Below are 24,195 nucleotides of genomic sequence, written 5' to 3' on the forward strand. Positions count from 1 at the left end.
ACATCATCATTTTAGCCGTTTGCCCTGCCTGGAACTTGTTCATAGAAACAAAAAAAGTCCTTCGTCCTCAAAGGACGAAAGACTGTCGTTCTCTCGCGGTACCACCTTTGTTTCGCAGGCACGAGTTTCAAAGCTCTTCCTTCAATAAAAGAAGCTTCATGTGCTGCGACACTTTATGCAGGTAACGGCTGCAACCGGCCAGCTCTAACTTCTCACAGATGATCTTCCATGAGCTTAAGTTCAAGCAAGCAACTCCGGGGCGACTTTCGCAAGCTGGATCCTGCGGAATCTCTCAGCGCTGCATTCCGCTCTCTGAAGGCCATATCTTCCTACTCTTCCCGTTCACAGTTGTTTGTCATTTGCAAATGCTATATACAGTATTACCATATTGTATTTCAATATGTCTGATTTGACTATAGACAACTATAACTTGCTTGACGTAGATAGTCAATATTTAGCGTATTTCCTCGTCAAAAAGGTCCGTTTGCTGTTGGGAGACACTGCGGTTACGAATCATTCCTACCATCGCTGTTGTGCTCTAAGAAAGCAGAACACATAAAGAGACCGCCTTTTGGTAAAGCGGATATATACCAAAACAAGACATGACGGTGCCAGGATAACCCTCCTCAACACCATCATGTCTTGATTTCTTATATAATATTCACTTAAGTGAGCTGTCCCCTATAAACAAGTAATCTGCTTCTGGAATAGTTCCCTGTTTACGGAATGTACAGGACCTGCCCCTCTTCTATACTCTGCTCTGACAACCGGTTATAGAGAAGCAGCTCCCGCGGGCTTAATTGGTATCTCTCAGCAATGGCATCGATCGTTTCTTCACGCTGCACAATGCATAAACGAACTTTACGGAAAGGAGTCTCTTCCTGGCGGCTTCCAAGAAACAAAGACTTCCACTGCACATCATCCCCGGCAACATGCTCTGTCTCCACCTTGACGGGTGCTGCTTCAAGCACTGTTATTTCTTGTTCCTGCACGGTTCGCTTTGCCTGCAGCAGGGAAGATAATCCAATGCTGCCTGCTGCGTTATCCACAGTGCTATTCTTCGTGCTTAAGGCAACTTTCATTTCCTGCTTTGCCGGAGGCTCTTCAGAAACCAGAGGTTCATCCGGTAATGCTGCTGTCTCCTTTACCGCAGCAACACCCAGATTTTCCTCTGATGATGCTTCCAACTCATCATATGCTGTCTGAATCTCAGATAAAGCATCTTCCTGTCTTTCTTCTACAATACCGGAAGACGCGCCATAAGAACCCGTGTCACTTGCTTTTTGCTGTTCCACACGTTCAAAATTCCACACATTAGAATTGGATTCCGGGACATTTGAAGCTTGTGAAGAACGTTCAGTAAAGGTCTGGGATTGTTCAGCAGCGAACATGGAAGGGATCTCCTGAGATGCCTGATCTCTATGTAACTCCTGTTCCACAGCGTCGCCTGCATCATTCAAGTTAGCAATTCCTTCATTGCTTCCATAGCCTGACTGATTCTCGAACGCTTGCACGTTTGGATATGGAGTTTGTTGAATCGCTTCAAAATGGTCACGGATTGACGAATTATCTTGGATACTTTGATACTCTTGATCGTCATGGTCTTGAGTTTGATTTAATGGATATGAATATTCCGCTGAATTGTCGGTCTGATATTCTGTCTGTTGAACATCTCTTAAATCATTATCATATCCTTGCACTGAGGAGGCTTCAGGAGCATGTACCACCGTAATTTCCTCTTCGTTCCAGGCATGCTCATTCGTTACTGGAAGAACAGCTGCATGAATCCCTTTCAGTGATAAGACCCCGGTGATATTGAGACTGCGCTTGGACAGCAAATCAACATCAAAATTCTCAATCTCGACCGCTATATCTTCCAGCGAAGAGACCCGATTCAGGGGAACCGTAATTTCTACCGGAATCCAATGTTCCAAGGGCTCGGACTCCCCCTCTTCACTGTCTCCCTTGTACACCCCTGCCACCAGCAAATGGCCGCGAAGTGTTGCCTGCTCCTCCTGACTAATCACCTGAATATGAGGAATTAATTCTACCTCTTCCAGTTCTTCGATTCCCGGCAGATCTTCCGCTAAAATAATGCGTTCATAAATATCAAATCGCAATCCGTAGGACTGGTCGAACACGGGAATGTCCTCCTTTCGGCATATACTATCCGCAGACTGTTCCGCGGCATGAGCCCATTAATGTTACTCAACTTATCTATATGCCAAAAATGAGAGAGCATGACTTTTTTGAGGGCCCGTTGCAGAAATCCATTTATGAATATGATTGAAAAAGAAAAAAAGGCCGTTAAAAACGGCCTTTATCCACGAAAAGGTCTGCTCGCATGTTCTTCCTTCAATTGAAGAAGATCCTCTGGCCAAGGAGCATCAACCTCAATTTCTTCACCCGTGAAAGGATGAGAAAATATCAGCTTTGCTCCATGCAATGCCTGACGTCCAAAATGAACGGAATACCCGCCGTACAACGAATCTCCGAGTATAGCATGCCCCATGTGGCTTAAGTGAACACGAATCTGGTGTGTCCTCCCGGTCTCCAAGCTTAAGTATAACAGGCTGGACTGTCTATATACCTCAGCATCGAGGATGTGTGTTACCGCCTTCTGACCCGTTAAAGATACCCTGCGCCGCTGAGCATGGTGCCGATCCTTGCCGATGGGAAGATCGATGACCTTCAGTTCCGGAGAAACACGCCCCTGGACCATTGCAGCATAGATACGGACAATTTTCTTCTCCCTCATCGCTTCATCCAGCTTTAGCTGAGCATACTCATTCTTCGCATATAATACAGGTCCGGTGGTATCCTTATCAAGCCTGTGAATATGCCGGACAGCTGCTTCTATGCCAGAGGATTCATAATATGCTGCAACCGCATGGTTAAGCGTAATCTCAGTTCCTCGGTCATCAGGATGGACAGCCATCCCGGCGGGTTTATTTACAACCAGGCAAAAATCATCCTCGTACAAAATCTCAAGGTCGCTCCACATCGGCTCAATTCCTGCCTCCCGTGGCGGAAATAGTGACAAGCGCAGCCGGTCTCCTCTCCACTGGATACCCTCACTATGCTGCAGCTTACGCAGCAGCTTTTCGGGTATGTCAACCGTTTCAAGCAGCCATTTGAACGTAGCTTCCTCACGATCAGATTGACCGGTTAGTACTTTTCCGGGAGTCAGCTCCAGCCATTCACCACGACGAACCCAGCTTCCCTGATAGCTCATAGATTTTTGAAGGCATTGTAGTTCGCCTCAATAGTCGCCTCAATGTCTTCCTCCGTATGTGCAGCAGAGATAAACATTCCCTCAAACTGTGAAGGAGGAACGCTGACACCCTCCTGAATCATCGCTGCAAAATAACGCCGGAACAAATCCAGATCGCTGGTCTTCGCTGTCTCAAAATTGAACACTTTCTGATCCGTGAAGAACGGACATACCATGGATCCAACACGGTTAATCGAGAGCGGTATGCCAAATTCCCTCGCATTTCGTTCTAAGCCAGCCTGAAGCTGTGCCCCTCGTTGTTCTAACTGGTCATACACAGCCGGTGTCAGCAGCTTAAGGGTTGTATACCCAGCAGCCATTGCCAACGGATTACCACTAAGTGTTCCTGCCTGATAAATTGGACCCGCAGGAGCAATCTGATTCATAATCTCGCGCTTGCCTCCATATGCTCCAACAGGCAGTCCTCCACCAATGACTTTACCCAGGCATGTTAAGTCCGGGGTGATTCCAAAACGGCCCTGAGCCGAATTTAGTCCTACACGGAATCCTGTCATTACTTCATCAAAAATAAGCAGACTGCCATGATCCGTTGTCACTTTACGCAGTCCTTCCAGGAATCCTTCCTGAGGAGGTACAACTCCCATATTTCCGCCAACAGGTTCAACAATAACCGCAGCAATCTCGTTACCGAAACGTTCAAAGACGAGCTGCACGGACTCCAGATCATTATAAGGAACCGCGATCGTGTTAGCCGCAACGGATTCGGGAACACCCGGGCTGTCTGGCAGTCCAAGTGTGGCAATTCCGGAACCCGCCTTAATTAGCAGGCTGTCCGCATGCCCATGATAGGATCCTTCAAATTTAATAATCTTGTTACGTCCGGTATAACCGCGAGCCAGACGAATGGCACTCATCGTAGCTTCTGTTCCCGAATTCACCATCCGTACAACCTCAATCGACGGAACACGTTCACATACTAATTTCGCCATCTCTGTCTCAAGCAAGGTTGGCGCCCCAAAGCTCGTTCCTCTAGTTGCGGTTTCGCGCAATGCTTCAACGACTTCAGGATGCGCATGACCCATAATGAGCGGGCCCCATGATCCGACATAATCAATAAAGCTGTTGCCGTCAATATCATATACATGGCTGCCTTCACCGCGCTCAATATATATAGGTGTTAGACCTACCGATTTAAATGCACGTACCGGACTATTTACTCCGCCTGGCATATAATGCTTTGCTTCTTCAAAGGCCGCACGCGACGCTTCTTCTTTTCTTATACTCTGGCTCATTTGTTACACTCCTATCGTCCATTTAGAAGACTTTTGATTAACGGTTCCGAATCCAGGCAGCAGCATCCTTGGAGAAATACGTAATAATAATATCTGCTCCGGCTCGTTTCATTCCCGTAAGCATCTCCATAACGATGGCCTGTTCATTGATCCATCCTTGCTGAGCCGCTGCTTTCACCATCGAGTACTCACCGCTCACGTTGTATGCAACGAGAGGCAGATCAAACTGATCCCTGAGCAGTCTTACAATGTCAAGGTAAGCAAGCGCCGGTTTCACCATAAGCATATCAGCGCCTTCAAGCACATCAGTCTCAGCTTCACGCAGCGCCTCTCTCACATTTGCAGGATCCATCTGGTAAGTCTTGCGATCTCCGAACTGCGGAGCGGAATCAGCAGCTTCCCGGAATGGGCCATAAAAGGCAGAGGCATATTTAACCGAGTAAGACATAATCGGAATGTGCTGGAACCCGGCTTCATCTAGTGCTGAGCGAATCGCTTGTACAAATCCATCCATCATGTTAGAAGGAGCTATAATATCAGCACCCGCTTTGGCCTGGGAAACCGCTGTTTGTGCAAGCAGCTCTAATGACTCATCGTTCATCACATCACCATGAACATGACCGTCGCGTTCAAAGGTGTGTACCATCCCGCAATGTCCATGATCCGTAAACTCACAAAGACAAGTATCCGCAATAACGAGTAAATCTGGATGCCAGGACTTAATTAGTCTTGTTGCTTCCTGGACGATTCCATCGTCAGCAAATCCGGATGTTCCTACACTATCCTTGGTTTCCGGTATGCCGAATAGAAGTACCGCCGGGATGCCAAGCGCAGCAATCTCGTCCACTTCATCCTTCAGCATATCCAAGGAAAAGTGGTATACACCTGGCATGGATGTAATTTCGTTCTTCACACCGGTTCCATATGTTACAAAGATCGGCTGTACCAAATCCTCAACATTCAATACCGTCTCTCTTACCATACTCCGAATACCTGCACTTTGGCGCAGACGACGGTGACGTACTATTGGAAAACTCATTATTAATCCCCTCCAAGTCAATCATTTTATGTCAATTATCTCATTTCCTATGTCGACGCGGCTCATCCTTGTTCCATTCACACAGAGCCTCAACCAGGCTTTCAATAGTTGCCTCTTTGGCCATAAGAGATACCTTCAAGCCAGCCATTTCTGCTGTTTCAGCTGTCAGCGGACCAATACAAGCAATCGTACACTGGCGAAGCTGTTCAAGCAGCGCCTCTCCGCCCATCTGTTCAAGAGCCTGCACCAGATAAGTCACTGTAGAGGAACTGGTAAATGTAACGGCATGAATCCCGCCTTCTTCGAACAGTTTAACCAGTTCATCATCTTCTTGAGCATACGGGACTGTCTCATATATCTTAACATCCGTTACATGCAGTCCCCTGCGGCTTAATTCATCAGGCAGCCAGCTCCGTCCCTTATCTCCACGAGGGAGGAGTACACGCTGACCTGCTTTCAACTCGGGACCGAATGTTTCCACAAGTCCTTCTGCTTGATAACGTTCCTGCAGCACCTCAGCCACAAGTCCGCGTTCGCGCAATGCTGCTGCTGTAGCCGGACCAACAGCTGCGATTCTTGCGTTTGCCAGCAGCCGTATATCCTTACCTGTTTCATTCAAATGTTTATAGAAAAAATCGACACCGTTAACACTCGTGAAAAATATCCAGTCATATTGATCCAGCTCCTCAAAAGCTTGCTGAATCTGGTGCAGGATGGTGTCTGAGGTCGGCATCACGGTTTCGATGACCGGAAACTCATAGGGTTCTCCGCCCAGGTCTTCAATGCGGCTTACCAGCGTGCTTGCCTGGCTTCTTGCACGAGTCACCAGAATCCGCTTCCCGAACAGCGGAAGTTTCTCTGCCCATTTCAAATGCTCACGCTGCAAGACTACTTCACCTACTACAATAACCGCGGGCGCTTCGAAACGAGCTGCCTTTACGATTTCTTCAATATCAACAAGCGTCCCCGTAATCGTATCCTGTTCAGCACGTGTACCCCAGCGCACCAAAGCCACCGGTGTTTCCGGCGGTCTTCCATGTGCGATCAGCTGGCGGCTGATATATCCAATTTTGGCTACACCCATCATAAAGATCAATGTTCCAGTGGCGTTAGTGACCTTCTCCCAGTCAATCATTTGATCCAGCTTATCCGGGCTTTCATGACCTGTAATGATTGACAATGAGGAGGCAAGGTCTCGGTGGGTAACCGGAATACCTGCGTAAGCTGGGACACTGATTGAGGAGGTTATGCCGGGAACAATCTCAAAATCGATTCCGTTCTTATAGAGCAGCTCCGCTTCTTCTCCAACTCTTCCGAAGATCGTCGGGTCTCCACCTTTCAACCTGACAACCGTTTTCCCTTTCAGTGCCAGATCAACCAGCAGCTGATTTATTTCCTCCTGCTTCATGGTATGCCTGTCCGGAAGCTTGCCCACATACACTTTCACAGCACCTGGCTTCATCCATCGAAGAAGGCGGGGAGATGCCAACCGGTCATATACCACAGCGTCCGCTTTTTCTATGCAGTCCTTCCCCTTGATCGTAATAAGCCTTGCATCACCAGGGCCGGCTCCAACTAAGTATACTTTGCCTGTCATCCAATCATCCCCTAACTTGTGCAAGTATCTCTTCAGCCCCCATGGATTTCAGCCTGTTTGAAACCTCTATGCCCACAGCCTCAGGATCGGTCCCCTGAGCACTTTCCTTTAATACGGTCACGCCATCAGGTGACCCTACCATTCCGGTTAGATGTATCATGCCAGGTCCTTCAGTGGAATGATCTGACGAAGCATCAACGAGCACGGCATAAGCACCGATCGGAACCTGACAGCCCCCGTTCAGTTCATTCAGATATTTACGTTCAGCCGCCACCGTAAGGGCGGTTTCTTCATCATTATAAAGTGACAGCAGTTTCAGGAGCTCCTCATCATCCTCACGGCATTCAATACCAAGTGCACCTTGCCCCACAGCAGGTAAACAAGTCTCAATTGGTAAATAGGATGTGATCCGGTCTTCCCAGCCCATCCGCTTTAGACCTGCGGCTGCCAAAATGATGGCCTGGTATTCCCCGTTTTCCAGTTTGCGGAGCCTGGAGTCAATATTTCCGCGAATCCATTCGAGCTCTAAGTCTGGACGAAGCGCTTTTAATTGACTTGAACGGCGGAGACTGCTTGTGCCTACTTTAGCCCCATGCGGAAGATTCTCAAGACAGTCCGCCTCCAGAGAGATAAGACAGTCCCTTGGGTCTTGTCTGCGTGGAACAGCCCCGGTCGTTAACCCATCAGGCAAAACGGCAGGCATATCCTTCATACTGTGAACAGCCATATCAATCTCGCCTTCGATCATTGCCTGCTCAATCTCTTTAACGAACAGCCCTTTGCCGCCAACTTTTGATAGAGTAACATCCAGGATACGGTCACCCTTGGTTACAATCTTTTTGACCTCAAAATCGAATTCCATACCGTGCTCACGAGCCAATCGTTTCAAATCATCGATAACCTGTCCTGTCTGAGTAAGCGCAAGCGCGCTTTGTCTGCTTCCAACCACAATTGTACGCATCCTTCATTCCTCCCGATTATGACTAATCCACAACTGGATCTGTTCCGAAGTCCACGGGGTAAAACTCCCCCGCTCTATGTCCTGTAGTATATCGACTTCATATATTTTACGCAAAATTTTCCGTCTTTCAGAACCGGATTCTATCTGTTCCTTTACTGCACTGCGTAGGGTATATAAAAATTCCAGGTATTCCTCCATCTCATCACCAAGCTGTTCTTCCAGGCGCCTGCAAATACGCTTGGCTGCAAGAGGACCAGCTCCTGAGGTAGACACTGCGACCGTCATTCTCCCTCGCCTGATCACCGCAGGATTCATGAATGTTCCGGATTCTCCGCTGCTTGATACATTAACTAATACCCCAAGCTTGCGGGCTTCTAAAGCAACCATCTCGTTCACTTCCGGATCATTCGTCGCAGCATGAACCAGAAAAGCCCCTTTTATATCACCGGGCTCATACGGTCTGCAAATCCACTGAACCTGTCCTGATCCTGACAGCTGATGCAGCCATTCACTTAAATCAGGACTTATAATATGTACCAAGGCACCGGCATCAAGCAGCGCCCTAATCTTGCGTTCCGCCACCTTTCCGCCACCTATAACCAAGCATTTCTGCCCCTCGCAGTTGAGCATAACTGGAACAAAATGAGCCATGTTTAATCATCACACTCCCGACCAGCTGTGGAACTCAGACCAAGCATTTAAAAAGAAATTAATAATTATAAACACAAAACCGACCAAGGCCCATATGGCCGTCTCCCTCCCGGAACGCTTCTGGATTTGGCGCCGCACAAAATAATAAACATAAACACCGAGCGCGAGCGCAGTGGACAGCACCTTCAGGTCTGTCAGTAGTGTCCAGCGTCCTTCCGTTGCTATCGATAACACGGCAACAACCAAAGATACGATCAGCACAGGTGTACCTAGTAATAGAGCGGCATATGAGTATTTATCCAACACTTCCAGGCTGGGCAGCCTGCGAATCATTCCGTTCCATTTCTTCCGCTTCAGCTTTCGGTGTAAAAACATATACATGCCTGCAAATACAGCTCCCACGGTTAAAGCGGTAAAACTAATACTCGCTAATGCAATATGCAAAACGAGCATGCCTTGTACCGTCTCCCAGCTTTCCAAGGTATTATATCCTGTCGTAAGCCATAGGCGGTTGAGAAGCATCATACAAAAACCAATGATGTTGATCAGCAGCGGAGCAAACTCTGCACGCCTCATAAAAATGACAGCTAGCGATGTGACTGTTACACAAAACGAACTCAGCAGCAAAAAATCAAAAGACGTAAACACAGGAAATGTTCCCGTCTCCCCTACTCTTGTTCCAATAGCCAAGCACTGTAACAGCGCTGCAACAACAAGAAGCCCTGTGCCTATCCGCTTCGCTGCAAGGTTGCGCGATACGCAATCCGAGATAAAAAACAGTAGGCTCAGGGCATAGATACAAATGCCAATATCATAAATTAAGTTTAACGACATGGAAATACCTCACCCGCCTTAAAGGACAACAGGAGCCAAGGATATTCGTGCCAATTCCTGTTCGTCAGGCTGATCCGCCAAAGTAACCAAAGATTCAACCCCGGTTGGGTTTGGGTTATTAAGAGCCTTACTTGCTCCTTGTTCATTCTCTTTCATTAAACTTTCCAATGCGAAAAGCTGGGTGAAATATTCAAGTGCCTCTGCGCCATTCTTTCCGCCTGTCATTTCTTTAATCCGGTTAATCGGATCGTGCATCATCTGATTGACAATGCTCTTAGTCAGGCGACGAATCACTTTGCGCTGGCGCTCGTCAAGCTCTGGTAACTTGTTAAACAGGCTTTCCAGTGTATCCTCGTGGATCGTATTGGATTTATCCTGTAATGCACGAATGGCCGGTCTGACACCCAGCGTCTTCAACCACTGGTGGAAAGCCGCCATTTCCTCTTCAATCATAACTTCGATCTTGGCCGCTTCTGTACGCCGCATCTCCATATTGCTCTCTACAATACCCTCTAGATCATCAATATCATATAAGAACACATTGGATACTTCGCCGACAGCCGGATCAATATTCCGCGGTACAGCAATATCGATCATAAATAAAGGCTGTGATGGCCGTTTCTTCATACTTTCCTTAACTGCTGCCGGATTAAGTACATACTCATCTGCACCCGTAGAGCTAATAATAATATCCACTTCATGCAGACGTTCTAATGCCTCCCGCATACCGCTTGGTGTTCCCTGAAACTTGCGTGCAAGCTCTTCAGCACGGGCAAGCGTGCGGTTAGCCACAATAACATCTGCCGCACCATTTGCATACAGATGCTTAACCGTCAGCTCGCTCATTTTTCCGGCACCTAAAATAAGCACCTTCTTATCGCTAAACGTTCCGAAAATTCTTTTGCCCAGCTCAACAGCAGCATAACTGACAGAAACAGCACTCTCTCCGATTGTAGTCTCGGAATGAGCCCGCTTCCCCAGCGTTACTGCCTGTTTAAATAACTTGTTGAACCAAGTGCCTGTTGCTCTTTGCTTTTGGGACTCCAAAAAAGCGTTCCGTACTTGTCCCAGAATCTGCGTCTCCCCAATAACCATGGAATCCAGCCCGCAGGTTACTTTAAATAGATGAGAAATTGCCTGCTCATCTTCATATATATATAGATGCTGAGTAAATTCTTCACGTCTAATGTCAAACCATTGTTCCATAAAACTGCGGATAAAGTAGCCACACATATGAAGACGGTCAACAACCACGTAAATCTCAGTACGATTGCAGGTAGCGACAATAACGCCCTCCAATACGCTCTTGGTCGACTTTAGCATCTCCAGTGCCTCTGGCAGATCCTTTTCTGAAAAAGTAAAACGTTCTCTGACCTCCACAGGCGCCGTGCGATAGTTCAACCCAACAACGACGATGTGCATTGCATGTTCACCTGCCTATTGATATTAGAGTCTAGTCTATATATATCCATAAGATTCATTCTCATTTTTCAGAACAAACGACTGATTTAACGATGATAATTATATCACACTATGTCGATTTTCCTTGTCCATTTTATGAAATGTTTATGAAATCCCCATGTACCATTAACCACCATGATATATGTTTTACCATATGATGCAAATTCACAGGGTGCTGCCAGTGCATAAAAATAAAATAACCATGGATTCATCCATGGTTATTAATATACACATTGTAGAGGTCTTCTCAGACTAATTCTGCCTGTTTCATCTCGGGCGTTTCGACGCTCATTTCGCCCAATCCGCGTACGAGCTTTTTGGCATAGCATTTTTCAGGTTTTAAAACGGACACCAGGTAATCAATAGCCAATTGCGGATCCACCGTCTCCCCGCAGGTATAACAGTCAATCGCAGCAAAACCTCTCTCAGGGTAAGTATGAATAGAGAGATGGCTTTCCGACAGCAGTACAAGTACCGTCGCTCCTTGTGGTTCAAATTGCTTGGACTGTACGGACATTACCGTTGCTCCACAGGCTTCAGCAGCTTCCACCAACTGAGCTTGTAAAAATTCAGCACTGTTCAGTAGTTCAAAATCGACTCCCCAAGTATCAACAGCAACGTGTCTTCCGAAAGTTGAGTATTCCATCTTCCGGTTTCCCCCTTCCTAGGAATAAAATGTTTGAAAAATTTCATCCGCTAGGACCTACGTCATTCACTTCCCGAGGGAATAATCTCTCGCAACATTACATGTCCTGAGTGAATCCTGGTTCCTATATTGTTTTCAACGAGATTAAAAATACCATCTATAGGAGCGAATTGCAATACATTTTTGAAAAATGCTCGTATTTATTTTACAGACCAGTATATGAAGTTGAAAAACGGTTGGTGTATGGAAAGAAAGTTGTAGTTATTAATTGTTTGATGATGTTTTGCACCGTTTAAATGCATGAAAAAAAGCTTCCCGGTTTTAACCGGAAAGCCTCGTTATTTAGTATGAAATCCTATGCCTCGAGAACAAACAATCGCTGATTATAATGGCGCAGCTGGGAATCAATCCGGTCAATAACCGGAAGTGAAGCCGCTGAAAAACGCTCATCCAGCAGATCGTTAATGCTCTTGTGAATCAATTCAATTTCCTTCTCTGTTTCGTTGCTGTTGAACAGCCGCTGCAGTTCACCTGTCGTATTCTTGTATTCGTACACCAGGCTGGAGGCATCCTCCGACAACTGTACTATGCGTTTTACTGTTCCTTCATGATAATCGTAGCTCATAATAAATCCGCGATAAATCCGATTTACCTTTCCTGAGCCTCTGAAAGCCGAAAAGAGCTTACGTACAGCATTGGTCAGCCCTGGGGTCACCAATCGGCAGGACAGCTCACAGACATACAAGCCATCTTTGCGTTCAAAAGGCAAATGAACTTCTTCCCCGCTTTCATCTTCGAGCATAATCTCCTGCCCTCCGCTGTCCATCACCTTAACCCGAAAATTAATTTGGGAAGTTATGGTACTCTGCAGAAATTGATTCATTTGAACGTCTGTCATTTGCATGGTGGCATTTACATACTCTGTGGCTAACCTATGAGCCATAAAAATCTCCTCAATTCTTTTACAATCCTTACGTCCATTATACCGCAGGCCGCAAGACGATTTCTTGCCATCAGAATGAGATTATACAGCAAATTTCATAAAAAATCGGTTTAAGAAGGAATTTCCCTCATAATTTCAACGGGATACTCACTTTCACACAGAAAATACACCATATCTCTATGGTATATGATGAAAAAGTAAAAAGCCTTAAACAAGGCGGCAAGCACTTACTCTTGTCCTTGATCCCCATCGCTAGATCCGGTATCTTCACCGTGAACAGCTTCTTCCGTCTCTGAAGCACCATGGGTATAAGACTGAATCGTTTCCCATAGTTCATCTTTACCCAAACCTGTTTCGGATGAAAATAAAACCATCGAATGATGCGGCTTAAAGCCCAATGTTTCTTTTACCATCTTCATATGTTTAGGCCACCGGCTGCGTGGGATTTTGTCCGCTTTCGTAGCAACAACACAAACATCCCGGTTGTAATACTGAAGCCATTCGTACATGCTGACATCATCTTTGGATGGCGGATGGCGCAGATCTACAACAAGAAGAACCAGTTTAAGTTCTTCACGGTTTAACAGATATCTTTCGATCATTTCACCAAATGCTGCACGCTGTGACTTGGAGACCTTCGCATACCCGTACCCCGGAAAATCGACTAAATATACAGCGTCATTTGCTCGGTAATAGTTAAGCTGTTGTGTTTTACCTGGTGTCGAGCTTGTCCGGGCCAGATTCTTCCGGGCCAGCATTCTATTGATAAGCGAAGACTTGCCCACATTGGAGCGCCCTGCCAGAGCTACTTCCGGCAAGGCGTCTGCAGGGTATTGGTCAGGACCAACAGCACTGATGACAAACTCTGATTTTGTAACTTTCATTTCAAGTAATTCCCCTCTAGTGCACTCCCGGTTGCTTCACCAGCGCATGCTGGAGCACCTGATCCATATGAGATACAGGAACAAATTCAATATCGTTCTTCACGCTGTCTGGAATGTCGCGCAAATCACGTTCATTGTCCTTCGGGAGCAGAATTTTTTTGTATCCTGCACGATGGGCTGCAAGAGATTTCTCCTTCAAACCGCCGATCGGCAGCACCCGTCCTCGCAAGGTAATCTCGCCTGTCATCGCCACATCACGAGCAACTGGTCTCTTTGTTAAAGAAGATATGAGCGCAGTGGCAATCGTAATTCCTGCAGATGGTCCGTCTTTCGGGATGGCACCTTCAGGAATATGGATGTGTACATCCAGTTTTTCATGGAAATCCGGTTCAATACCAAGCTCGGCTGCCTTGGATCGCGTATAGCTGAATGCTGCTTGAGCAGATTCTTTCATAACATCGCCAAGCTTACCCGTAAGCGTCAATTTCCCCGTTCCTGGAACGACCGTAACCTCAATGGTTAGTGTCTCGCCTCCAACCTCAGTCCAGGCAAGACCGGTAACGCTGCCTACTTGATCCTCAAGCTCAGCCATACCATAACGGAATTTCGGAATGCCAAGGTAATCCTTAATATCTTCCTCATGGATCTTAATGGCTTCAGAGTCATTGGTAACGATTTTCTTAGCCGTCTTACGGCATAATGCAGCAATTTGCTGTTCCAAATTCCGCACCCCGGACTCACGTGTATATTCCCTTATCACCTTCAAAAGAGCATCTTCATTCAATTCCAGCTGGTCAGCGTTCAGACCGTGTTCACGCTTCTGCTTCGGAAGCAGGTAACGCAAAGCGATCTGCAGCTTTTCCAGTTCCGTATAACCCGGAATATTCAGAATCTCCATACGGTCCAATAACGGACGAGGGATATTGTGCAGTGTATTTGCCGTTGTCACAAACATCACGTGGGACAGATCAAACGGAATTTCAATAAAATGATCGCTGAATGTATTGTTTTGCTCGGGATCAAGCACTTCCAGCAGGGCAGCTGATGGATCGCCCCGGAAGTCGGACGCCATTTTATCAATTTCATCAAGCAGGAATACAGAGTTTTTTGAACCTGCCGTCTTCATGCCCTGTATAATCCGGCCCGGCATTGCACCAACATAAGTACGCCGATGGCCGCGAATTTCAGCCTCGTCCCGGACTCCTCCAAGAGAGATTCGTACAAATTTGCGTTCAAGAGAACGTGCTATGGACCGGGCTAACGAGGTTTTACCTACCCCCGGTGGACCAACCAGACAAAGAATCGGACCCTTCAGCTTCTTGACAAGCTTTTGGACTGCCAAATATTCAAGAACCCTTTCCTTCGGCTTCTCCAGACCATAGTGATCTTCGTCCAAGATCTGTTCTGCTTTGAGGATATCCAGATCATCTTCCGTCTGCTTCGTCCAAGGAAGCGCCAGCAGCCAGTCAACGTAGTTGCGGATGACCCCGCCTTCCGCTGAACTCGAGGGCATTCTCTCCAGGCGGTCAATTTCCTTCTCAACCTTCTCATGTACACGTTCCGGAAGTTCGAGCTCCGCCAGTTGGTTGCGAAGTTCTTCTACTTCTCCCGTCCGGCCTTCCTTATCCCCCAGCTCTTTCTGAATCGCCTTCATTTGCTCGCGCAGATAGTATTCTTTCTGCGTCTTCTCCATCTGCTTCTTGACACGTTGATTGATCTTGCGTTCCAGCTCCAGCACTTCACGCTCATTGTTCAAAATATCAATCAGCTTCTCAAGTCGCTTCCGAACATCGATCGTTTCCAAAATTTCTTGCTTATCCTTGATCTTCAGGGACAAATGGCTCGTAATTACGTCCGCAAGGCGTCCCGGCTCTTCGATATCAGATACCGCGGCCAGTGTCTCGGGCGTCACTTTTTTGGACAGATTAATATAATTCTCGAATTGTCCCAAAACGGTTCTCATAAGAGCCGCTACTTCGGAATCACTGTTCTCCTCTTCAGGGAGTTCACGCGCGAGAACCTCGTAATAATCCTCATTATCCGTATATTGAATAATTTCCGCCCGTTCCATACCCTCCACAAGAACACGTATGGTACCGTTTGGAAGTTTGAGCATTTGTCTTACGTTAGCTACTGTACCAATCCGAAAAATATCCTCTTGCGTTGGCTCTTCAATGTTCACTTCCGATTGAGAACATAGGAGAATCAAATTGTCTTCAACCATCGCCTTTTCTAATGCCTTAACCGACTTCTCCCGTCCAACATCCAGATGGAGTACCATACTTGGATAGACGAGAAGTCCTCTTAAAGGCAATAAAGGAAAACGACGACCTTTTGATTTATTGGGTCCCATCGCTTCCACACCTCCAATGGCTCTCAATGTTGACACTATTCCTATTTTATCAAATCTTCGTATAAAAAACCAACAATCGGGTGTTAACAGCTGCCGGCATCCGTAATTTTCCCATTATGAGGCGGAGTCGCTTGTAACAGCGAAGCAGAAGCACCAGGATACATCTCTGTTTGAGGCATTTGTAACACCCCCGGCGTAACAGCTCCTCCGAACACATGTGCAAAAACCTCGCTGACAGATTCAACCGGAATAACCCGCAGGCCGTTTAAATCCTGAAACAAGCTTTGCCAGTTATCCTTCGGTATGATAACCATTGTCGCCCCTGCCTGGAACGCCGCCTCAACCTTTGCAATCACACCTCCAATGGGCTTTACCTTGCCATGGATGCTGATTTCACCGGTCATTGCTATTTTATTGTCTACTTCGAGACCAATCATAGCCGATACAATCGCTGTTGCCATGGCAATCCCCGCAGAAGGTCCATCAATCGGAGTGCCCCCCGGAAAGTTAATGTGAAGATCAAAATCCTTCGGACGAAAACCCATTGCGCCCAGTACCGTAAGCACATTTTCAATTGAACCTTTAGCCATGCTCTTGCGACGAAGCTTTCTTGAGCCGCCACCGAACTCTTCCTCATCTACAACTCCTGTAATATTATAGGTTCCTTTTCCCTTTTCTGCAGGAACAGCGGAGACCTCTATTTCCAGCAGCGCACCCATGTTAGGTCCGTAAACAGCCAGTCCATTGACAAGACCCACCTGGGGTTTTTCGGGTATTTTGCGGTCGGGCCTTGGCTGCAATTGACTGCTGCTCGCAACCCACTCCACATCGGCTGCCCGAAGCGCAGTACGCTTTTCCGTAAGCGCCAAGCCAGCCGCAAGCTGAATCATATTCACCGCTTCACGTCCGTTCGTGGAATACCGTTTCACGACCTCTACCGCCTCAGGGCATGGCATTAAGCCAATCTTTTGTATCGCATCCTCGGCGATTCGTCCGATCTCCTCGGGGAGCAGCGGACGGAAGAAAATCTCCATGCAGCGCGACCGAAGTGCAGGTGCAATTTCATCTGGGGATCTTGTTGTTGCACCTACCAGACGAAAGTCGGCAGGCAGTCCATTTTGGAATATATCATGGATATGCGCAGGTGTATTCGAATCTTCTGAATTGTAGTATGCACTTTCGAGCAGGACCTTGCGATCTTCAAGTACTTTTAACAGCTTATTCATCTGGATCGGATGCAATTCACCAATTTCATCAACAAATAAAATCCCACCGTGAGCCTTAGTCACGGCACCCGGTTTAGGCTGAGGTATTCCGGCCACTCCCATCGCACCCGCCCCTTGATATATCGGGTCATGGACCGAGCCAATCAATGGATCCGCAATTCCCCGCTCATCAAAACGGGCTGTGGTTGCATCAATCTCTATAAATTTTGCGTCATATTTAAAAGGTGACTCCGGATTCTTCTTGGCTTCTTCCATCACTACACGCGCTGCTGCCGTTTTCCCGACCCCCGGTGGACCGTATACGATAACGTGTTGGGGATTACCGCTGCAAAGAGCAGCCTTCATAGCCCTGAGCCCATCCTTCTGACCAACGATATCATTCATGGACTGAGGTCTGGTCTTCTCTGCCAATGGTTTTGTCAGCGAGATAGATCGCAATTTCCGAAGCTTATCCAGCTCTTTACGAGATTCGCGGTCTACCGCAGTTTTGCTCGTCTTTTGACCTTTTAGCAGATTCCAAAAATAAACGCCGATAATCACTGCAAAAACCAGCTGTACCAGCATTATTACAATATTCAAATTCATAAGTCATTCCTCCTGTTTCTCCGATATGTCAGCTTACCAACGTTATACAGATTAGTATTGCCTGTTAATCAGATGGTAAAACGAAGAACATGAATAAAATAGATACTGTTTAGTTGGTAAGTGGTTCTGTAGACGCTTCGAGTACGAAACATTCCTCCAATCGCTGTTGCCCCTGAATTTCTCGATTTGTTTTTTTAAGAGGAAGAAATCCAGGGGCAAAGAGGCTTATGCTTCCGAAGTAGCTTTTTATGAAAAAGCTTTTATCACTTCGTTTTTCCGGAATCGTTTCGTTCTCTCCGCTGGCAGCGTGCATATCCACACCAAAAAACTCTATTTTATTCATATTCATAGGGGGAGGGGGGTGGACTGAAAAAGGCCACCGGAGAAATAATTCTCTGGTGACCTTTTTGTATATTTATAAGATCTTACAGTCATTACAATGACAAAGAAAATTCAATTTACACACCCGTTTTATGCTTACGCCCCGGGATTTCGCCGGTCTCTTCGTACACTTTTACGATGTGGTCAATCTCTTTCTTCAGTTCGTCTACCATTGTTGCCTCAGGCACTTTACGAATCATTTCTCCGTAACGGAACAGAAGGCCTTCGCCACGCGCTCCAGCAATACCGATATCAGCCTCTCTGGCTTCTCCTGGGCCGTTCACGGCGCAACCAAGAACGGACACTTTAATCGGCACTTTAAGGTTTGAAATGTATTCTTCCACTTCATTAGCGATGGAGAACAGATCGATATCAAGTCTGCCGCACGTCGGGCAAGAGACAAGCGTTGCGGCATCAGAGATCAAGCCGAATGTTTTGAGCAGCTCCCGGCCCACCTTAATCTCTTCGACTGGATCTGCACTGAGGGAAATACGCATCGTATTTCCAATGCCCGCAGATAATAGAGCACCGAGCCCTGCAGCACTCTTAACGGTACCGGAAAATAGTGTGCCTGCCTCCGTAATACCCAAATGCAGCGGATATGGAATGACCTCAGCTGCTTTGGTGTAAGCTGCAATAGCCATAGGTACATCAGAAGCCTTTAGCGATACGATGATATCGTGGAAATCAAGTTCCTCCAAAATACCGATATGGTACAAGGCACTTTCAACCATCGCCTCAGGAGTAGGATATCCGTACTTCTCCAGCAAGTGATTTTCCAGAGAACCCGCATTCACACCAATCCGAATTGGAATGCCCTTTTCCTTGCATGCTTTAACCACTGCCTCGACTTTTTCCCGCTTCCCGATATTACCGGGATTAATACGGACCTTATCAATTCCATTCTCAATAGCTGCCAAAGCCAGCTTGTAGTTGAAATGAATATCAGCTACCAGAGGAATATGAATCCGTTTCTTGATTTCCTTAATTGCTGCAGCCGCCTCTTCATTGTTAACTGTAACACGTACAAGCTGGCATCCGGCCTCTTCCAAACGCAGAATTTCAGCAACTGTTGCTTCTACATCTGCGGTTTTGGTGGTGCACATGCTTTGAATAACGACTTTATTGTTCCCGCCGATTGTGAGATTGCCAACTTTTACGGGTCTAGTATCTTGTCTCAAAAACATGGTTTTCCCCCCCATATAACGCCAAAGCTCCACCTCTACCCCTCATCAACTTGAGGGCGGAGGTGGAGAATAAGCGTTGATTATTCAAAAAGCCCTTTAGACTTAGGCGCTTTCTTCCTGCTTTTTGTCGCCATTTCCATTAGATTGAAGTTCAGGAAAAACTTTTTCTTGAACTACCTTCTCTGTAATTACACAATCCGTAACATCCTCACGTGAAGGCACTTCATACATCACATCCAGCATAATGCCCTCAATGATGGAACGAAGACCGCGCGCACCCGTGTTACGCTTGATCGCTTCACGAGCAATAGCTTCCAGCGCTTCTGCTTCAAACTTAAGGTTAACGTTATCCAGCTCAAGCAGCTTCTGGTATTGCTTCGTAAGAGCATTCTTCGGTTCAGACAGAATCCGAACAAGTGTCTTCTCATCCAGTGGTTCCAAAGTGGAGATGACTGGGAGACGTCCCACAAATTCAGGAATCAGACCGAATTTCAAGAGATCTTCCGGAAGTACCATCGACAGGTACTCACCCGGTTTAAGGTCCTTCTGGACCTCACCTGAAGCATTAAAGCCGATAACCTTTTTACCAATCCGGCGTTTAATGTATTGCTCCAAACCATCAAATGCACCGCCACAGATGAACAGAATGTTCGTTGTGTCGATCTGAATAAATTCCTGATGAGGATGCTTACGTCCGCCCTGAGGAGGAACAGAAGCTACAGTACCCTCCAAAATCTTCAACAGGGCCTGCTGTACTCCTTCACCAGAAACGTCACGTGTAATGGACGGATTCTCGGATTTGCGAGCTACTTTATCGATTTCATCAATGTAGATAATTCCGCGTTCTGCTTTCTCCACATCGAAATCTGCTGCCTGAATAAGCTTGAGCAAGATGTTCTCTACATCTTCGCCAACATATCCAGCTTCTGTCAGAGAGGTAGCATCTGCAATAGCAAAAGGAACATTCAATATTTTAGCCATGGTCTGTGCAAGCAGCGTTTTACCGGAACCAGTAGGACCTAGCAGCAAAATGTTACTCTTTTGCAATTCAACATCCTCGGCCTTGTTTTGCGTATTAATACGCTTGTAGTGGTTATAGACAGCTACAGACAAAGATTTCTTAGCCTGTTCCTGGCCGATAACGTATTGATCCAAAATATCGCGGATTTCGCGAGGTTTCGGAATATCCTTCAAATCCACTTCTTCCTCGTGGCCGAGTTCCTCCTCCACGATCTCAGAGCACAAATCGATGCACTCATCACATATATAAACGCCGGGGCCGGCAACCAATTTGCGAACCTGCTCCTGCGACTTGCCGCAGAAAGAGCATTTCAGCTGCCCCTTATCGTCGTTAAATTTAAACATATCATTACCACCTCTTAAGATTTGATCGGTGCAGACAGGACCTCGTCAATAATTCGGTATTCTTTTGCTTCCTCCGCACTCAAGAAATAGTCACGGTCCGTATCACGTTCAATTTTTTCAAGGGATTGCCCTGTGTGTTCCACATAGATACGGTTAAGCTTCTGTCTCGTCTTGATGATCCAATCTGCGTGGATTTGAATATCAGAGGCCTGGCCTTGAACACCGCCAAGCGGCTGGTGAATCATGACTTCGCTATTCTCTAGCGCAAAGCGTTTCCCCGGAGCTCCGGCAGTTAACAACAACGACCCCATACTGGCAGCCATACCGACACAAATCGTGGAAACATCAGGCTTGATGAACTGCATCGTATCATATATACCCATCCCGGCTGTCACAGAACCACCAGGAGAATTAATGTACAAGTGAATGTCTTTCTCGGGATCTTCCGCAGCTAAAAACAACAGCTGGGCGATAACAAGATTGGCGACATCATCATCGATCGCACTACTGAGGAAGATGATCCGATCTTTCAGTAATCGGGAATAAATATCATAGGATCTTTCCCCCCGATTCGTTTGTTCCACAACCATAGGTACAAGACTCATGCGATCAACCTCTTTTCCTTGAAGATTATACTTGAGTGTTATAAAAGTTATTCTAACATGTTCAAAGCTTCATGTCATTTTTTAACCACGTTTACATTCTATGAACTTTCCAAAATTTATATCCTACCAACTTGTCTCAATATGTATTTTACAAAAAACACCCATTTCATGTCATATATAGTAACAAAAGGGGTGTTTATAGTTAAAAATAAGGCACGTCATTAAATACGTGCCTTATCCTGTGTAATGACAGCTATACGCCGCCTTTATTATTCTTCTGTTGCTGTTTCTTCTTTTGCAACCGGTGCGCCTTCTACGCTGTTTTCAAGCAAGAAGTCGATCGTTTTGCGGAGAACAAGTTCATCGCGAAGGCTATCAAGAGAACCGTTAGAAGCCAAAATGTTACGAATCTCTTCAACAGGGCGCTTGTATGTTTCAGCCATGTTTCCAAGCTCTTCATTGATTTCTTCTTCAGTCACTTCAAGATTCTCTTCTTTAGCGATTTGCTCGAGAACGAGATTGTTGCGCACGCGCTTCTCTGCATCGTCCTTCATTTGGCCTTCCAAATCAGCGTTTGACTGACCTGAGAAGCTGAGGAACATTTCAAGGTTCATGCCTTGCTGGCGAAGACGGTTGTCGAAATCGCGCATCATGTTTTGAACTTCGGATTGTACCATTGCTTCAGGAATGTCTACTTCAGCGTTTGCTGCTGCTTTATCAACAACTTCGTTTTCACGAACGCCACGAGCTTCTTGCTCTTTACGCTTCAGAAGCTGCTTCTTAAGATCTTCCTTGTACTCATCAAGTGTATCAAATTCGCTAACGTCTTTAGCGAACTCGTCATCCAGCTCAGGAAGCTGCTTGCGCTTGATTTCATGAACTTTTACTTTGAAGACCGCTTTTTTGTTAGCAAGCTCTTCAGCATGGTATGTTTCAGGGAAAGTTACTTCAACATCCTTGAAGTCGCCAGTACCCATACCGATTACTTGATCTTCAAAACCTGGAATGAAAGAGTTGCTGCCCAATTCCAAGGAATAACGTTCAGCTTGTCCGCCTTCGAAAGGCACACCGTCAACGGAACCATCGAAGTCGATAACTGCGATGTCTCCAGAAGCTGCTGTTCCTTCGTCGATCACAACGAGTTCAGCATGACGCTCTTGCATGCGATTCAGCTCTTGAGTCAGTTCCTCATCGGATACTTCAGCTGAAACAGCTGCTACTTCAAGGCCTTTATAGTCACCAAGTTTAACTTCTGGCTTAACTGTTACTTTGGCTTTAAACTTGAAGGACTCGCCTTTTCCAAATTGATCGATTTCGATTTCAGGGCGATCAACCGGGAAGATTTCAGTTTGTTCAACAGCTTCGCCGTATACTTCTGGCAGAAGGATGTCGATAGCGTCTTGATAGAGGCTTTCCACTCCATAACGAGCTTCAAAGATGGAGCGTGGCACCTTACCTTTACGGAAACCAGGTACAGTTGCTTTTTTTACTACTTTATTAAAAGCTTTGTCGAGAGCAGCCGCTACGCGGTCCGCTTCTACCTCAACGTCAAGAACGCCAAGGTTGTTCTCTATTTTTTCCCAAGTTGCTTTCATTTATGCTTTCCCCTCCAAAATAGTTCACGTGGTCGGCGCAGATAATGTATCACGTACCGAATAACCACTATAGTATAAACAACATTAAATCCTTTTTCAAGGGTGAACCCTTATAGCATCGTACCGAAAACGTTTCCCCGTCTTACGGTTCATCCACGCCCGCTGATACAAACTGTTTAAGCGAGCGAAAAGCTTGCTCATAACGGAATCGCATTGTATCGGTAATTCCATAATAGGATCGGATTTGCTCTTCATCACGGATGCCTTTTAGACTTTCTGAGACAATATCATGCAGAGCAGCCGCCCAGATATCCAGCGTGGAGTCTTCTTCATCCAAAATAGACAGGTAATCTGTCGTCCCATAGATCGCCATGATAAACTGTGTCCACAGCTCTTGAGCAAAGTAAAACAGCGTAGGCTCATGGATCTCCGTCTTTTCACCTACACGATCCAATATTTGAAGCACAGCATCAGGAAAATCGGCGTGGTTTAAAGGAACCTGATCGATTTCAACCTCAACGATTTCCGCGCCTCTTGGCACCGTAACCGGGCCGGACATTCCACGACGCCTTAGTGTTTGAAGAACGCGGAACTGCAGCAGAGGATGAAGCGTCTGCTCCTGCAGCCACCCCTTTAAAGCCTCATCAACCTCAGGGTGATCGAGATAGGCGAGTTGCTCAAGCGCAAGCACCGTTTGTTCAGTTAGAGGGCCATTCATTACGGTATCCAGCAATTTATCAGCATACCCGGCGTCCTGAGAGAGTTTATCTTGAACCATGCGGCGAGTGATCTCCGTCTCGTCCTCATCACTCTCTTCCTCCAACTTCATATCGTTAACATCCTGAGATGAATATGAAGGGAAAGCGGCTTCCAGCCACTCCAGCAGCGCCTGCCACTCCTCATAATTCCGTTCATTCTGGCCCTGGCATTGAAGCAGAAAACGGAGGAGCTCAATAGCCTCCCCATAACGTTCGTTTTCCAGCATTACGGTAAGCTGTATCTGGTAGTAATCTAGCGTCTTCGGAAACAGGATGACATTCTTCTCTTCTTGGTCTGGGGTGTAGAAGTCCTTTATAAGGACACCCCCTTTCTTTTCCGTTAGTCATATTTGTAGATTATAGCATATCCCCTGTAAAGTTAAAAAAATCAAAACTCCAAAATAACATGCCTGACTGCGTTATAAATGTGTTGGAATAAATTAAAGCGATATTGTGTATATCTTAACTATATTAACACGATGACTGTAACTCTAATCCTCATTTCCAAAAGTAACTAGATAATTATATATTGATTAATCTCCAGTCGTGTGATATGATATCTCCTGCTTGAAAATTTCATGTCCCAGTAGCTCAGCT

General features: G+C 46.3%; 19 protein-coding genes and 1 other annotated feature. All 19 genes read right to left on the reverse strand.

Features of this window, described 5'->3' with window-relative positions; translation table 11 throughout:
- Positions 1–67 precede the first annotated feature (67 nt).
- Positions 68–355, reverse strand: a binding site (T-box leader).
- 364 nt (positions 356–719) lie between these two features.
- Entirely contained in the window at positions 720–2,141 is a 1,422-nt protein-coding gene (locus tag BN1234_RS09295) for a LysM peptidoglycan-binding domain-containing protein (RefSeq protein ID WP_054956388.1), read from the reverse strand.
- A gap of 179 nt (positions 2,142–2,320) precedes the next feature.
- Complete coding sequence (locus BN1234_RS09300; protein ID WP_054956389.1) at positions 2,321–3,235, reverse strand: RluA family pseudouridine synthase; 915 nt, start codon at positions 3,233–3,235, stop codon at positions 2,321–2,323.
- Positions 3,232–4,527, reverse strand: coding sequence for a glutamate-1-semialdehyde 2,1-aminomutase (gene hemL / locus BN1234_RS09305; RefSeq protein WP_054956390.1), 1,296 nt, complete (start codon positions 4,525–4,527; stop codon positions 3,232–3,234). The genes BN1234_RS09300 and hemL overlap by 4 nt, the downstream gene beginning before the upstream one ends.
- A 37-nt stretch (positions 4,528–4,564) precedes the next feature.
- Entirely contained in the window at positions 4,565–5,566 is a 1,002-nt protein-coding gene (gene hemB, locus BN1234_RS09310; protein WP_054956391.1) for a porphobilinogen synthase, read from the reverse strand.
- A gap of 40 nt (positions 5,567–5,606) precedes the next feature.
- A complete protein-coding gene (gene cobA, locus BN1234_RS09315; protein WP_054956392.1) occupies positions 5,607–7,163 on the reverse strand; it encodes a uroporphyrinogen-III C-methyltransferase in 1,557 nt (518 codons plus the stop codon).
- 4 nt (positions 7,164–7,167) lie between these two features.
- Entirely contained in the window at positions 7,168–8,124 is a 957-nt protein-coding gene (gene hemC / locus BN1234_RS09320) for a hydroxymethylbilane synthase (protein ID WP_054956393.1), read from the reverse strand.
- Between the two features lie 3 nt (positions 8,125–8,127).
- Positions 8,128–8,775, reverse strand: a complete 648-nt coding sequence (locus tag BN1234_RS09325) for a precorrin-2 dehydrogenase/sirohydrochlorin ferrochelatase family protein (protein WP_054956394.1) — start codon at positions 8,773–8,775, stop codon at positions 8,128–8,130.
- A gap of 9 nt (positions 8,776–8,784) precedes the next feature.
- Positions 8,785–9,609 (reverse strand): cytochrome c biogenesis protein CcsA, encoded by an 825-nt coding sequence (gene ccsA / locus BN1234_RS09330; protein ID WP_054956395.1) that lies wholly within the window; start codon positions 9,607–9,609, stop codon positions 8,785–8,787.
- 18 nt (positions 9,610–9,627) lie between these two features.
- The gene (gene hemA, locus BN1234_RS09335; RefSeq protein ID WP_054956396.1) at positions 9,628–11,031 is read right to left on the reverse strand and encodes a glutamyl-tRNA reductase; all 1,404 of its coding nucleotides are present in this window, start codon (positions 11,029–11,031) and stop codon (positions 9,628–9,630) included.
- A gap of 286 nt (positions 11,032–11,317) precedes the next feature.
- Positions 11,318–11,716, reverse strand: coding sequence for an adenosylmethionine decarboxylase (speD, locus tag BN1234_RS09340; RefSeq protein ID WP_054956397.1), 399 nt, complete (start codon positions 11,714–11,716; stop codon positions 11,318–11,320).
- 355 nt (positions 11,717–12,071) lie between these two features.
- The gene (locus BN1234_RS09345) at positions 12,072–12,659 is read right to left on the reverse strand and encodes a hypothetical protein (RefSeq protein ID WP_054956398.1); all 588 of its coding nucleotides are present in this window, start codon (positions 12,657–12,659) and stop codon (positions 12,072–12,074) included.
- A gap of 227 nt (positions 12,660–12,886) precedes the next feature.
- Complete coding sequence (gene yihA, locus BN1234_RS09350; protein WP_054956399.1) at positions 12,887–13,543, reverse strand: ribosome biogenesis GTP-binding protein YihA/YsxC; 657 nt, start codon at positions 13,541–13,543, stop codon at positions 12,887–12,889.
- 16 nt (positions 13,544–13,559) lie between these two features.
- Positions 13,560–15,896 carry an endopeptidase La gene (gene lon, locus BN1234_RS09355; protein ID WP_054956400.1) on the reverse strand — a complete coding sequence of 779 codons (2,337 nt, stop codon included), beginning with the start codon at positions 15,894–15,896 and terminating at the stop codon, positions 13,560–13,562.
- A gap of 83 nt (positions 15,897–15,979) precedes the next feature.
- Complete coding sequence (gene lonB / locus BN1234_RS09360; protein WP_054956401.1) at positions 15,980–17,707, reverse strand: ATP-dependent protease LonB; 1,728 nt, start codon at positions 17,705–17,707, stop codon at positions 15,980–15,982.
- Between the two features lie 458 nt (positions 17,708–18,165).
- Complete coding sequence (gene ispG / locus BN1234_RS09370) at positions 18,166–19,275, reverse strand: flavodoxin-dependent (E)-4-hydroxy-3-methylbut-2-enyl-diphosphate synthase (RefSeq protein WP_054956403.1); 1,110 nt, start codon at positions 19,273–19,275, stop codon at positions 18,166–18,168.
- A gap of 102 nt (positions 19,276–19,377) precedes the next feature.
- Entirely contained in the window at positions 19,378–20,640 is a 1,263-nt protein-coding gene (gene clpX / locus BN1234_RS09375; protein WP_054956404.1) for an ATP-dependent protease ATP-binding subunit ClpX, read from the reverse strand.
- A gap of 14 nt (positions 20,641–20,654) precedes the next feature.
- Positions 20,655–21,245, reverse strand: a complete 591-nt coding sequence (clpP, locus tag BN1234_RS09380; RefSeq protein ID WP_054956405.1) for an ATP-dependent Clp endopeptidase proteolytic subunit ClpP — start codon at positions 21,243–21,245, stop codon at positions 20,655–20,657.
- A 269-nt stretch (positions 21,246–21,514) separates the two neighbouring features.
- Complete coding sequence (gene tig, locus BN1234_RS09385; RefSeq protein ID WP_054956406.1) at positions 21,515–22,840, reverse strand: trigger factor; 1,326 nt, start codon at positions 22,838–22,840, stop codon at positions 21,515–21,517.
- A 142-nt stretch (positions 22,841–22,982) separates the two neighbouring features.
- Complete coding sequence (locus BN1234_RS09390; RefSeq protein ID WP_054956407.1) at positions 22,983–23,825, reverse strand: hypothetical protein; 843 nt, start codon at positions 23,823–23,825, stop codon at positions 22,983–22,985.
- Between the last annotated feature and the right edge of the window lie 370 nt (positions 23,826–24,195).

This window comes from Paenibacillus dakarensis (assembly GCF_001373415.1).
GTDB lineage: Bacteria > Bacillota > Bacilli > Paenibacillales > Paenibacillaceae > Paenibacillus_AQ > Paenibacillus_AQ dakarensis.

What these genes read in the sequence shown, in the direction of transcription:
- BN1234_RS09300 (WP_054956389.1), bottom strand. Translation starts at nt 3,235, where the DNA reads ATGAGCTATCAGGGAAGCTGGGTTCGTCGTGGTGAATGGCTGGAGCTG.
- hemL (WP_054956390.1), bottom strand. Translation starts at nt 4,527, where the DNA reads ATGAGCCAGAGTATAAGAAAAGAAGAAGCGTCGCGTGCGGCCTTTGAA.
- hemB (WP_054956391.1), bottom strand. Translation starts at nt 5,566, where the DNA reads ATGAGTTTTCCAATAGTACGTCACCGTCGTCTGCGCCAAAGTGCAGGT.
- cobA (WP_054956392.1), bottom strand. Translation starts at nt 7,163, where the DNA reads ATGACAGGCAAAGTATACTTAGTTGGAGCCGGCCCTGGTGATGCAAGG.
- hemC (WP_054956393.1), bottom strand. Translation starts at nt 8,124, where the DNA reads ATGCGTACAATTGTGGTTGGAAGCAGACAAAGCGCGCTTGCGCTTACT.
- BN1234_RS09325 (WP_054956394.1), bottom strand. Translation starts at nt 8,775, where the DNA reads ATGGCTCATTTTGTTCCAGTTATGCTCAACTGCGAGGGGCAGAAATGC.
- ccsA (WP_054956395.1), bottom strand. Translation starts at nt 9,609, where the DNA reads ATGTCGTTAAACTTAATTTATGATATTGGCATTTGTATCTATGCCCTG.
- hemA (WP_054956396.1), bottom strand. Translation starts at nt 11,031, where the DNA reads ATGCACATCGTCGTTGTTGGGTTGAACTATCGCACGGCGCCTGTGGAG.
- speD (WP_054956397.1), bottom strand. Translation starts at nt 11,716, where the DNA reads ATGGAATACTCAACTTTCGGAAGACACGTTGCTGTTGATACTTGGGGA.
- BN1234_RS09345 (WP_054956398.1), bottom strand. Translation starts at nt 12,659, where the DNA reads ATGGCTCATAGGTTAGCCACAGAGTATGTAAATGCCACCATGCAAATG.
- yihA (WP_054956399.1), bottom strand. Translation starts at nt 13,543, where the DNA reads ATGAAAGTTACAAAATCAGAGTTTGTCATCAGTGCTGTTGGTCCTGAC.
- lon (WP_054956400.1), bottom strand. Translation starts at nt 15,896, where the DNA reads ATGGGACCCAATAAATCAAAAGGTCGTCGTTTTCCTTTATTGCCTTTA.
- lonB (WP_054956401.1), bottom strand. Translation starts at nt 17,707, where the DNA reads ATGAATTTGAATATTGTAATAATGCTGGTACAGCTGGTTTTTGCAGTG.
- ispG (WP_054956403.1), bottom strand. Translation starts at nt 19,275, where the DNA reads ATGTTTTTGAGACAAGATACTAGACCCGTAAAAGTTGGCAATCTCACA.
- clpX (WP_054956404.1), bottom strand. Translation starts at nt 20,640, where the DNA reads ATGTTTAAATTTAACGACGATAAGGGGCAGCTGAAATGCTCTTTCTGC.
- clpP (WP_054956405.1), bottom strand. Translation starts at nt 21,245, where the DNA reads ATGAGTCTTGTACCTATGGTTGTGGAACAAACGAATCGGGGGGAAAGA.
- tig (WP_054956406.1), bottom strand. Translation starts at nt 22,840, where the DNA reads ATGAAAGCAACTTGGGAAAAAATAGAGAACAACCTTGGCGTTCTTGAC.
- BN1234_RS09390 (WP_054956407.1), bottom strand. Translation starts at nt 23,825, where the DNA reads ATGCTGGAAAACGAACGTTATGGGGAGGCTATTGAGCTCCTCCGTTTT.